Raw genomic sequence first — 11645 nt, 5'->3', positions numbered from 1 at the left:
TGGAAGTTTGGTTTTAAAGAAATGGGGTTGTCCTCTTATGTTTAGAATTTTATTGGCATTAATAATCGTTGTACCTGCATTGGAGATTTGGGTCCTTATCACCGCAGGAAAGCTGATTGGGGCGATACCAACGATCCTACTAATCATCCTAACCGGAGTCTTGGGAGCTTGGTTGGCAAAATACCAAGGGATTTCGGCGCTAAGAAGTGCACAACAAAAAATGAATAGCGGACAGATGCCCGGTGAGGTCATTATCGATGGTCTATGCATTTTAATAGGAGGCGTAGTACTTTTAACTCCTGGATTCATTACGGATGCGATTGGCTTTGCCTTGCTATTGCCAATAACAAGAAATATGATCAAGCCATCCATCATGCGTGCTATACGTAATAGGATGGATCGCGGGCAATTTATTGTGATTAATAGAAGATAATAGATTAACGAAAAAGGCGGTGGTGGAAATTCCATTGCCTTTTCTTCAAATCATGATAATATAAAAAAATAGGCAGAGAGCCTTGTAAAAAATGTAAAATCAGTTTGGGGGAAATAGAATGAAACATTGGTTGAAAATATTGCTGGTGTTAACCTTGGTTTTATCTGGACTTAGTTTAACGAACGTTGTACAAGCTGCCGGTGGAGAAGATGAAGAAGAAAGCATCAATGAAAAGTTCGGCTTGCCGATCGTAGTGTATGGCGGGACGTTGAATGACGACCAAAAACAAGAAGTTCGAAACCTCTTGAAAGTAAAAAATCCAGAAATGGTAGAAGAAATAACAGTCACAGGTGAGGACCTTGTTAAATACATCGACGGAGAAGATCGTAATGCACGTATGTTCTCTTCCGCTAAAATAACTCGGAAAGAAAAAGGCGAAGGCCTTGTCATAGATAGGGCGACTCCTGAAAATATTACACAGGTTACCGATGATATGTATGCGAATGCCCTGTTGACTGCAGGTATTGAAGACGCAGAAGTAATTGTCGTCTCTCCGGTAAAGGTTAGTGGACACTCAGCATTGGTTGGTATTTATAAGGCCTATGAGGTGAGTGGAGAAGAACTTGATAAAGACCGTATGGAAGTGGCAAATGAAGAGTTGAACATTGCTACCAAACTTGCAGAAGAAGAAGGCATGGATAGTGAAAAGGTTAGTGAATTACTGACAGAGATCAAGAAACAGATTGCAGAACAAAAGCCCGCTACCCGTGAAGATGTAGAGAGGATTGTAGAAGAACAGCTTGCGAAATTAAACATTGAGTTGAGTGAAGCGGACAGACAATTACTGATTGATCTGTTTGAAAAGATGCGTTCACTCAATATCAATTTTGATAATGTAAAACAGCAACTAGAGGATATCTCTAAGGACATCAAGAATAGAATTGAAGAAGTTGTGGGAGATGAAGGATTTTGGCAAGGTGTAGCCGATTTCTTCCGTGACTTATTCCAGTCCATTGTGAATCTCTTCAAATAGGATATGTGACCGCTTTCTCTTTAGGGAGGAGGCGGTTTTTTAGTAGTGATAAAGCCCTCTGTGACGCAGGGATGAATTGAGAGAGGTCTTCATGAAGGGGATGAAGACCACAGTGACGCGGGAAAGGAGTGGGAGAAGTCGTCATGGAAGGAATGAAGACCTCCGTGTCGCAGGAATCGAGCGGGAGAAGTCTTCAGGAAGGTTCAGAACCGTCCAGTGGTAAGCGCAGAAAAAAGTGCCCGTTCCTCATCTAAAGAAACAGGCATCTACCTATCCAACAAAACTAATCTCCCTACACAATTTTATTTTTCCCCACAACAAACAAATAGATATCCTTTATCACATCTGCCTTCCAGAGCGTGTTGAAAATGACTACGGTAACCGGACCGACGATCAAGCCAAGAAAGCCAATCAACTTGAATCCAATAAACAAGCTGACCAATGTGGCCAGTGGATCAAGTCCGATACTAGAAGACAGGATTTTTGGTTCCATTAACTGGCGTTGGACAATTACAATCAAATATAGAACTCCAAGTCCGATTGCGAGGGGGAGGTTCCCGCTGATTGCCAAAAAGATAATCCAAGGCACAAACACCAGCCCTGTGCCAAGATATGGGATCAAATCGACCAATCCGATAATCAAGGCTACCGTAATGGCGTACTCGACACGCAATATCAATAATCCTATTAAAACGATGATGGTCGTGATGGAAATGAGTGTTGCCTGGGCACGCATGAACCCGAAGAATGCTTTCTTAAGGCTTAAGAAAACTTTGGTTAGGCTACCCTGTGCTTTCATTGGCGTGATCCGTTTCAACCTAGCTTTATGCTTGAACCAATCCTTGCTGATGAAGAAGGTGGCCAGCAAGGAAAAAATCAGGACGGTTGCTACACTTGGTATCCATGTAATAAGCTTAGGGAGATTGGTCAAGAAGGTTTGAATAAACTCTCCTACGGTACTCGCCACCGTTGCGCCGAAATTTTCAATATTCGTCAATAGGGACTGTTGTTGCCCTTCTTCCAAGCTGTGGAACAAGTTGCTGATCTGATTGAAAAAGGGGAGTATTTCCATGACGACAAATTGTTCTACATACACAACCAAGGTTTCAAAATGCCCAGGTACCACTTTTGCCAAGTACTCTGTACCGGATACAATTTCTACAATTAATAGAGTGACTACCCCAGCGACGGTGGCAAATACAGCCATCAATGATAGGAAGACCGCCAAGCTCCTGGGAAGTCGACCTTTTGTTTCAAGGAGATTGACAAGAGGATTAATAAGAAATGCAAGAATTAATGCAGTGATGAATGGATAAGCGATAGAGAATAAATAATAGAAAGAGATAAGGCCAATCGTGATGATGGATAGAACCAGGAGGAGTCTGAAAAAGATATGTACATAGTTCCAGTTCAACAAAAACACCCCTTACTGCCAGAAATTCCTTATAAATAATTTTACAACCTACACCATACTTTTCATAGTTTTATATTTTACAATTTGGAAAATTCAGTACAATGCCAATCCTTTTTCTTTCTCTTTTCCATATGGTAGTATGAAAATTAGGGTCATGTGTTTGGAAGGATGGAAACAAAATGTTTAGTCAAGCTACTTTATTTTTACTAGTACTTCTTTTAATAGGTTTTATTGCTAAGAATCCATCCTTGATGTTTGCTGTTGCTGTTTTGCTTGTTATTAAAGTTATTGGTATGGATAATAAAGTATTCCCTTATCTTCAATCTAAAGGAATCAATTGGGGAGTAACGATCATTACCATAGCGGTTCTTGTACCAATAGCTACTGGTGACATAGGGTTCAAGCAGCTGCAGGAGGCGCTGAAATCCTCATATGCTTGGGTGGCACTAGGGGCAGGAATAGCGGTTGCACTTATTGCAAAAAGCGGTTTGACCTTGCTTGCCAACGATCCGCATATCACCACAGCACTTGTGTTTGGTACCATTCTTGCCGTTTCTTTGTTCAATGGAGTGGCAGTCGGTCCATTGATTGGGGCGGGAATAGCCTATCTTGCAATGAAGGTAGTCGAGTATTTCACCTAAGGGAATATTCACAAATTGTTTTTTCGTAATAATATTTTTTGAAGGACTTTTCTTCTTTTCATTCACAAAAGACTGAAAATTGTTTATAATAGGGACAAGGACACTTCCTTCCTACTTAGCAACAGAAACATTGTTCGCCGAAAATGCGCGCGCACCCATGAATGCAATGGATATGGCGCTTATTTTTATGAATGGAAATGTAAGCATTTTCTTAGTTTGCTAGATTCTGAATTGATAAATTACTCTTTATAATTATGCAGAGATATGATTTTTATCATTATGTTGAGCAAGCGTTCGGGTGAGCAATGGTAGAAAAGGATTTGGGGAAATTTTCACATAAAGGAGAGGTTTCAAATGACAACAACTAAAGGTCTAGAAGGAATTGTAGCAACAACTTCCGCTATCAGTTCCATTATTGACGACACATTAACGTATGTTGGCTACAACATTGATGACTTAGCAGATCATGCTAGCTTCGAAGAGGTAATCTATCTTTTATGGCATCAAAAGCTGCCAAACAAGGAAGAGTTAGCTTCCCTTAAGAAGGAGATTGCAGAAAATGCTGCGCTTCCTGAAGAAGTGATCAACCATTTCAAAACGTACCCAATCGACAAAGTCCATCCGATGGCTGCTCTTCGTACTGCTGTATCCCTACTTGGGCTCTATGATGCAGAAGCAGATAACATGGATCCGGAAGTAAACTACCATAAGGCTGTCCGTCTGCAAGCTAAAATGCCAACAATTGTGACAGCGTTCTCAAGAATCCGCAAAGGCTTAGACCCTATTGCCCCAAGAACAGACCTTGGTATGGCTGCGAACTTCCTATACATGCTGACTGGGGAAGAGCCATCCGAAGTGGCAGTCGAGGCATTCAATAAAGCATTAGTACTTCACGCTGATCATGAGCTGAATGCATCTACGTTCACTGCACGTGTATGTGTAGCGACATTGTCTGATGTCTATTCTGGTGTTACTGCAGCAATCGGCGCGTTAAAAGGTCCATTGCACGGCGGAGCAAACGAAGCGGTAATGAAGATGCTATCTGAAATCGGTGAAGTGGACAACGCAGAAAGCTATATCCGCGAAAAACTTGCAAATAAAGAAAAAATCATGGGCTTTGGCCACCGTGTATACCGCCAGGGAGATCCTCGTGCGAAGCATTTACGCGAAATGTCTGAGAAGCTCACTCATCTTACAGGGCAACCGAAATGGTATGATATGTCCGTGAAGGTAGAAGAGGTTGTTACTTCCGAGAAGCCACTTCCACCGAACGTTGACTTCTATAGTGCTTCTGTGTATCACTCTTTAGGAATCGACCATGACCTGTTCACACCGATTTTCGCTGTGAGCCGTGTATCTGGTTGGTTGGCGCATATCCTTGAACAATATTCCAACAACCGTCTGATTCGCCCTCGTGCCGATTACACAGGTCCTGGAAAACAGGATTATGTACCATTAGAAAAACGTAGTTAATCACCTTTTGTCGCAACGAGCGACAATGTTTGAATCTTTGTTATAATGAATGGGGAAGGAAAATCCCTTCCCTGGAATACTAACGTAATTATATTTTCTTAGGAGGTTTTTACTTTGACACAAGGAACAAAAATTACAGTTACAGATGGTGTATTAAACGTACCTAACAACCCGATCATTCCATTTATCGAGGGAGACGGAATTGGCCCTGATATTTGGGCATCTGCATCCCGTGTTTTAGAAGCAGCTGTTGAAAAAGCATATAATGGTGAAAAGGAAATTGTCTGGAAAGAAGTATTGGCTGGAGAAAAAGCATTCAACCAAACTGGTGAATGGTTGCCAAGTCAAACACTTGATGATATCCGCGAGTACATAATTGCAATCAAAGGACCTCTGACTACTCCAGTTGGTGGTGGAATCCGTTCTCTTAACGTTGCTTTACGTCAAGAGTTGGACCTTTTCACATGCTTACGTCCTGTTCGTTATTTCCAAGGGGTTCCTTCTCCTATTAAACGCCCAGAGGATACTGACATGGTTATTTTCCGTGAAAATACAGAAGATATCTATGCTGGAATCGAGTATGCGAAAGGCTCTGAGGAAGTAGAAAAGTTAATCAACTTCCTTCAAACAGAAATGGGTGTAAACAAAATCCGCTTCCCTGAAACATCTGGTATCGGAATCAAGCCTGTTTCTGAAGAAGGTACTTCCCGTCTAGTTCGTGGTGCAATCAACTACGCAATCGAGCATGGCCGTAAATCTGTAACACTAGTTCACAAAGGAAACATCATGAAGTTCACTGAGGGTGCTTTCAAAAACTGGGGTTACGAGTTAGCTGAAAAAGAATTCGGCGATAAAGTATTCACTTGGGCACAATATGACCGTATCGCGGAAGCGGAAGGTAAAGATGCTGCAAATAAAGCTCAAGAAGCTGCAGAAGCAGAAGGCAAGATCCTTGTGAAGGATTCCATTGCTGATATCTTCTTACAACAAATTCTTACTCGTCCAAAAGAGTTCGATGTTGTTGCAACAATGAACCTCAATGGAGACTACATCTCTGATGCACTAGCTGCACAAGTTGGAGGAATCGGTATTGCTCCTGGAGCAAACATCAACTATGAAACTGGACACGCGATTTTCGAAGCTACTCACGGAACTGCTCCGAAATATGCTGGTCTTGATAAAGTAAACCCATCTTCTGTCATCCTTTCCGGTGTGTTAATGCTTGAGCACCTTGGTTGGACAGAAGCTGCTAAACTTGTAGTGGACGCTATGGAAAAATCCATCGCTTCTAAAGTAGTAACTTACGACTTTGCACGTTTAATGGACGGCGCAACGGAAGTTAAATGCTCCGAGTTTGGCGACGAACTAATCAAAAACATGTAATCTTAAAAGAAGCAAAAACTCTTGAAGGGTTTTTGCTTTTTGAAAATAAGTTAATGCTAGACGATGCACTCTATCTGTTGATTAAAGCAATAGGCGAAGACTCCGACGGGAGGTAGCGGTTAGCGGAGACCCCGCAATGAAGTAGGCCACTGAAAAACCCAATAACTTATCTTTTTTATGAATTCTAGCTGTTGATTGGAGCAATAGGCGAAGACTCCTGCGGGGGGATAGCGACATTCTTGAGACCCCGCAGGGCGCAGCCCGAGGAGGCTCAAGGTCGCCCCGCGGAAAGCGAAGCCGTTTGCGTAAATCAACAGCGGTATAGAACAGATTACTAGAATAATGTACTTTTTCAGTGGCCCTCTACGTAGTGAGGAGGATCCGCAAGCGCCCTGCGGAAAGCGAAGCCCGGTGCGTAAATCAACAGCGGTGTAAAAGATGTCCATTAATCGGTTAGGGAGGAATAATCATGACAATGAGGCGTAAAAAAGTATCTGTAATCGGTGGAGGATTCACAGGGGCAACAACCGCATTCTTACTTGCACAAAAGGAACTTGCAGACGTTGTACTTGTAGATATCCCGCAAATGGAGAACCCTACAAAAGGGAAAGCTTTAGACATGTTAGAAGCGAGTCCAGTACAAGGATTTGATGCAAACATCACCGGTACATCCAATTATGAAGATACAGCTAATTCCGATATCGTCGTCATCACTGCCGGTATTGCCCGCAAGCCAGGTATGAGCCGTGACGATCTAGTAACTACTAACCAGAACATCATGAAAAGCGTAACAAAGGAAATAGTAAAGCATTCTCCTGATTGCTATATCATTGTGCTGACCAATCCGGTAGATGCCATGACGTATACCGTTTTCAAAGAATCCGGCTTTCCTAAAAACCGTGTAATCGGCCAGTCGGGTGTACTGGATACAGCACGCTTCCGTACATTCGTTTCTCAAGAACTTAACCTTTCCGTCAAGGACGTTACTGGATTTGTACTTGGTGGCCATGGCGATGACATGGTTCCACTTGTCCGTTACTCCTATGCGGGTGGTATACCTCTAGAAACACTGCTTCCGAAAGATCGATTGGATGCGATTGTGGAAAGAACCAGAAAAGGTGGCGGAGAAATCGTGAACCTTTTAGGCAACGGTAGTGCCTACTATGCTCCTGCAGCCTCCATGGTGGAAATGGTAGAAGCGATCCTTAAAGACCAACGCCGTATCCTCCCTTCCATCGCATACCTGGAAGGAGAATATGGACATGAGGGAATCTACCTGGGTGTTCCAACCATCCTTGGTGCCGGTGGAATCGAGAAGATTATCGAACTAGAATTGACAGAAGAAGAAAAAGCTGCACTTTCCAAGTCTGTCGAATCCGTCAAAAATGTCATGAATGTTTTAAGCTAAACCTATATAATAGGATGGTTCCAATATCCAGCAGATTTCTAGCTGGCGCGGAAATCAACGGCGATGGTCTCCGTAATGTTAAAAATCAGGTAATTGATCCGGGGAATTCTTTCCCCGAATTTTTACCATACTATTGTAAACGTTTTCAAATTACACAAAGGGAATTTTTTCACATCAACAGGGGGTGTCTATATGTTACTTGGTAAAAAGAGAAAGCTTGGGAGAAAGCTGGTCGAGATCCAAGTGGGAGAAAAGCTGGAGTTGACTGAAAAAATAGAAGATAAAGACCTACTACTTTATCTTGGACTGACAAATGACGCAAATCCATTGTATATCCAACACGATTATGCGTCGCAAACTCCTTTCAAAAAACCGATTGTACCTAGCATCATGCTTACTGGGATCATTACATCAGCTGTCTCCAAATATTTGCCCGGTCCCGGAAGTCATGTCATCAGTCAGGATATATCTTTTCCGAAGCCTGTCTACCATTACGGAACCATTCAGTTTCTTTTTGAAGTGGTGGAGGTCAATGATCAAGATCACAGCATCGTAATGAGTGTCCATGGAACAAACGAAGATAACCAAACGGTCGCCAAAGGCACCATTACAGTCTGCCCGCCCCATCGTCTAGAGCCGATGGAAAGCAGTGCAATGGAAAACTTTTAGAAGAGCTTAGTTCCTAAGCTCTCAGTGTGTAGACAAAGGTTAAAATAATGAAATTCTCTAGTTGATCGCAGTGGAAGGAGCGAAGACTCCTGCGGGAGGAAAGGACATGGAAGACCCCGCAGGGCGTAGCCCGAGGAGGCTTCCGGACTGCCCGCGGAAAGCGAAGCTCCTGCAACGAAGATCAACTCTTCCAACAGATAACCTAACTAGTTTATAGTTTGTCAACAGTCTGAGAGCTTAGTTCCTAAGCTCTTTTTTTCGTTTATCGTTCCATATTGTGATGAATAATGTTTACGTGTAAAATGGATACGTAATGATAGTTAAATTAATAGAATTGGCATCAGGGTGGAAAAAGGGTTTTCCAAAACAGTTGGTGGAGGAAAAGGATGAATAAGAAAATTCTTATAGTAGACGACGAACAATCTATTGTGACGTTGTTACAGTACAATTTGCAGCAGGCAGGCTATGACGTTTCTGTGGCAATGGACGGAGAAGAAGGTCTGAACAAGGCGATGAAAGAAAAGTTTGACATGATTGTACTTGATCTTATGCTACCAAAGAAAGATGGAATTGAAGTTTGCAAAGAGCTCAGACAGCATAAAATTCATACACCGATCTTGATGCTCACCGCTAAAGATGATGAATTTGATAAAGTTCTTGGCCTTGAACTTGGCGCCGATGATTATATGACCAAACCATTCAGCCCAAGGGAAGTGGTTGCTAGGGTCAAAGCGATTCTTCGTAGGATGCAACAGCATGCGACTGTAATGGAAACACCGAAGGAAGAAGAGGATACTTCCGAAAAGATTGTTATCGGTGACGTGAAAATCCTTCCGGAACATTATGAAGCATACTTTCGTGAAGAGCGTCTGGAACTGACTCCGAAAGAGTTTGAATTACTTGTTTATCTTTCGAAAAATAAAGGAAGAGTATTGACTAGAGATCAGTTGCTCAGTGCGGTTTGGAATTATGATTTTGCCGGGGATACACGCATTGTGGATGTCCATATCAGTCACTTGCGTGAAAAAATAGAAACAGACACGAAAAAACCTACATATATAAAAACAATCAGAGGGCTTGGTTACAAGCTGGAGGAACCGAAAATACATGAATAGGTTCCGCTCTAGACTCCTATTTGCACTCATCACGTTGATTATTGTGGTGCTTGTGTGCCTTGGATTGTTACTGGGCCAACTTTTTAAGACTTTTTATTTGAACACGTTCAATCAAAGGTTGGTAAAAGAAACAAACCTTGTAACGATGCTAGTGGAAGAGGAGACCACAATCACCAACGAACTGCAGAAGCACTTGGATGACGTAAGTGGTACATTGTCCGCGAGGATCAGTATTACGGATAAAGATGGAATCGTTCTCTATGACACAAATGGCCCTTCTCCAACAGGAGCGGATTCGCATCAGGAAATTATTAGGGACACAATCCAAAACAATATAGATAAAGACAGAATCTTTTATGAGCAGAATAATGAGTTTTATTATTATGGAGGCTCCATTACACGCGATGGTGTTCGGGATGGGTATGTCATGCTAAGCACTCCGATTGATTCTTTGCAAAGGGTGAACCAGCAAATATGGGGATTGCTTATTGCAAGCCTTGGTGCGGCATTTGTGGTTATTTTACTTCTAGGTGTCAAAATCACCTCCCAATACACGCGTCCAATAGAATCTGCGACCAAGGTAGCGATGGAACTTGCCAAAGGAAACTATAAGGCAAGGACCTTTGAAGAACATGTGGATGAAACAGGGATGCTGAGTCAATCCATCAATATACTCGCAAGAAATCTGCAGGATATGACGAAAGCGCAAGAGATGCAGCAGGATCGACTTCGCACCCTTATTGAGAGTATGGGGAGCGGAATTATCTTGATTGACGGTCGTGGTTATGTAAATCTAATTAACCGGGCCTATAAGGTAACATTTGATGCAGACTCTTCTGAATATCTCTATCGATTATACTATGAAGCGATTGAACATAAAGAAGTCGTCAGCTTGATAGAGGAGATATTTATGACAGAGGTGAACGTCCGCAAACAGTTGCTTCTCCCTCTGAAAATTGAAAGAAGGCACTTTGAGGTGTATGGAGCGCCGATTATCGGTATCAATGATGAGTGGAAAGGAATTGTGCTTGTTTTCCATGATATTTCAGAATTGAAAAAGCTCGAACAGATGAGGAAGGACTTTGTAGCGAATGTATCACATGAATTGAAAACGCCGATCACCTCGATCAAGGGTTTTTCCGAAACATTGCTGGATGGCGCAATGAATGACAAAGACACATTGGAATATTTCCTTTCCATCATTTTAAAAGAAAGCGACAGGTTGCAATCCTTGATTGAAGACTTGCTAGATCTTTCTAAAATTGAAAAGCAAGGCTTTAAACTTAATCCGGAGTATTTCGAGATCAGTGGCATCCTAGAAGAAATCTTTGTGATTTTGAAAGGAAAGGCAAAGGAAAAGGAAATCGAGCTTATCATGAATCGGCCGCAAAAAGACTTGTTTCTATTTGCTGATGCTTCTAGGGTGAAACAGGTTTTCATTAATCTTATTAACAATGCCATCGCCTATACACCGGCTGGTGGCGAAGTGAAGGTGGACGTGGAAGAGGTTGGGGAAGAGATTGTGATAGTAGTCTCAGATACAGGTGTCGGGATGGAACAAGAAGAAATCCCCCGAATTTTTGAGCGCTTTTACAGGGTAGATAAAGCACGAAGCCGGAACTCAGGTGGAACCGGACTTGGCTTGGCCATCGTAAAGCACATAGTGGAAGCTCATCATGGCACTATTTCTGTGAAAAGTAGATTAAATAAAGGGACGACCTTTACGGTAAAATTGTCTAAAGAAAACAAAGATTTACAATAGCTTTACACACCTTTCATACCACCTTAACAAACCTTTGTTACTATAATCTATGAAAACCCCTTCATCCAAGGAGCCAATTTTGGAAGAGGAGAGAGCCCACCCTGCTCTCTCCTTCTTTTTTTCTTTAAGCACCGCTGTTGCTTTTCGCAAAAAGGCTTCGCTTTCCGCGGGGCGACCTTGTGCCTCTTCACAACGCTTGTGTGGTCTCAAGATTGTCGCTCCTCCCCCGCAGGACAAGGAGGGCAGCGGCAGCGATACTTCGCACGCAGAAAATGCTCGCATTTTCAAGGAGTCTCGGCCTTTTGCTTCAAGCT

At 42.5% G+C, this 11645-nt stretch carries 10 protein-coding genes; 9 read left to right on the top strand and 1 reads right to left on the bottom strand.

Annotation, left to right across the window (positions count from 1 at the left end; all coding sequences use genetic code 11):
• Positions 1-37 precede the first annotated feature (37 nt).
• The gene (locus MKY77_RS18780; RefSeq protein ID WP_339147228.1) at positions 38-433 is read left to right on the top strand and encodes an FxsA family protein; all 396 of its coding nucleotides are present in this window, start codon (positions 38-40) and stop codon (positions 431-433) included.
• A 118-nt stretch (positions 434-551) separates the two neighbouring features.
• The gene (locus MKY77_RS18775) at positions 552-1466 is read left to right on the top strand and encodes a DUF1002 domain-containing protein (RefSeq protein WP_339147227.1); all 915 of its coding nucleotides are present in this window, start codon (positions 552-554) and stop codon (positions 1464-1466) included.
• 292 nt (positions 1467-1758) lie between these two features.
• Here the strand turns inward: MKY77_RS18775 and ytvI are convergent, their stop codons facing one another.
• Positions 1759-2880 carry a sporulation integral membrane protein YtvI gene (ytvI, locus tag MKY77_RS18770; RefSeq protein WP_339147225.1) on the bottom strand — a complete coding sequence of 374 codons (1122 nt, stop codon included), beginning with the start codon at positions 2878-2880 and terminating at the stop codon, positions 1759-1761.
• 179 nt (positions 2881-3059) lie between these two features.
• Between ytvI and MKY77_RS18765 the strand changes: the two genes are divergently transcribed.
• The 7 genes from MKY77_RS18765 (at position 3060) to MKY77_RS18735 (ending at position 11331) form a co-directional block, all read left to right on the top strand.
• Positions 3060-3521, top strand: coding sequence for a DUF441 domain-containing protein (locus MKY77_RS18765; RefSeq protein ID WP_237663512.1), 462 nt, complete (start codon positions 3060-3062; stop codon positions 3519-3521).
• A gap of 354 nt (positions 3522-3875) precedes the next feature.
• The gene (gene citZ, locus MKY77_RS18760) at positions 3876-4994 is read left to right on the top strand and encodes a citrate synthase (RefSeq protein WP_339147224.1); all 1119 of its coding nucleotides are present in this window, start codon (positions 3876-3878) and stop codon (positions 4992-4994) included.
• A gap of 114 nt (positions 4995-5108) precedes the next feature.
• Positions 5109-6377 carry an NADP-dependent isocitrate dehydrogenase gene (gene icd, locus MKY77_RS18755; protein ID WP_060664806.1) on the top strand — a complete coding sequence of 423 codons (1269 nt, stop codon included), beginning with the start codon at positions 5109-5111 and terminating at the stop codon, positions 6375-6377.
• Between the two features lie 469 nt (positions 6378-6846).
• Entirely contained in the window at positions 6847-7785 is a 939-nt protein-coding gene (gene mdh / locus MKY77_RS18750; protein ID WP_237663515.1) for a malate dehydrogenase, read from the top strand.
• Positions 7786-7977: 192 nt separating this feature from the next.
• Positions 7978-8454: a MaoC/PaaZ C-terminal domain-containing protein gene (locus MKY77_RS18745; RefSeq protein WP_339147222.1), complete on the top strand. Its 477-nt coding sequence runs from the start codon at positions 7978-7980 to the stop codon at positions 8452-8454.
• 386 nt (positions 8455-8840) lie between these two features.
• Complete coding sequence (locus MKY77_RS18740) at positions 8841-9569, top strand: response regulator transcription factor (RefSeq protein ID WP_339147221.1); 729 nt, start codon at positions 8841-8843, stop codon at positions 9567-9569.
• The gene (locus MKY77_RS18735; protein WP_339147220.1) at positions 9562-11331 is read left to right on the top strand and encodes an ATP-binding protein; all 1770 of its coding nucleotides are present in this window, start codon (positions 9562-9564) and stop codon (positions 11329-11331) included. The genes MKY77_RS18740 and MKY77_RS18735 overlap by 8 nt, the downstream gene beginning before the upstream one ends.
• Positions 11332-11645 lie beyond the last annotated feature (314 nt).

This window comes from Sutcliffiella sp. FSL R7-0096, assembly GCF_038595065.1.
Taxonomy (GTDB): Bacteria; Bacillota; Bacilli; order Bacillales; family Bacillaceae_I; genus Sutcliffiella_A.
This window is presented reverse-complemented; position numbering and strand designations above follow the sequence as displayed.

Coding starts and splice junctions, on each gene's coding strand:
- mdh (WP_237663515.1), top strand. CDS start 6,847: ATGACAATGAGGCGTAAAAAAGTATCTGTAATCGGTGGAGGATTCACA.
- MKY77_RS18780 (WP_339147228.1), top strand. CDS start 38: ATGTTTAGAATTTTATTGGCATTAATAATCGTTGTACCTGCATTGGAG.
- MKY77_RS18740 (WP_339147221.1), top strand. CDS start 8,841: ATGAATAAGAAAATTCTTATAGTAGACGACGAACAATCTATTGTGACG.
- MKY77_RS18765 (WP_237663512.1), top strand. CDS start 3,060: ATGTTTAGTCAAGCTACTTTATTTTTACTAGTACTTCTTTTAATAGGT.
- MKY77_RS18745 (WP_339147222.1), top strand. CDS start 7,978: ATGTTACTTGGTAAAAAGAGAAAGCTTGGGAGAAAGCTGGTCGAGATC.
- citZ (WP_339147224.1), top strand. CDS start 3,876: ATGACAACAACTAAAGGTCTAGAAGGAATTGTAGCAACAACTTCCGCT.
- MKY77_RS18735 (WP_339147220.1), top strand. CDS start 9,562: ATGAATAGGTTCCGCTCTAGACTCCTATTTGCACTCATCACGTTGATT.
- MKY77_RS18775 (WP_339147227.1), top strand. CDS start 552: ATGAAACATTGGTTGAAAATATTGCTGGTGTTAACCTTGGTTTTATCT.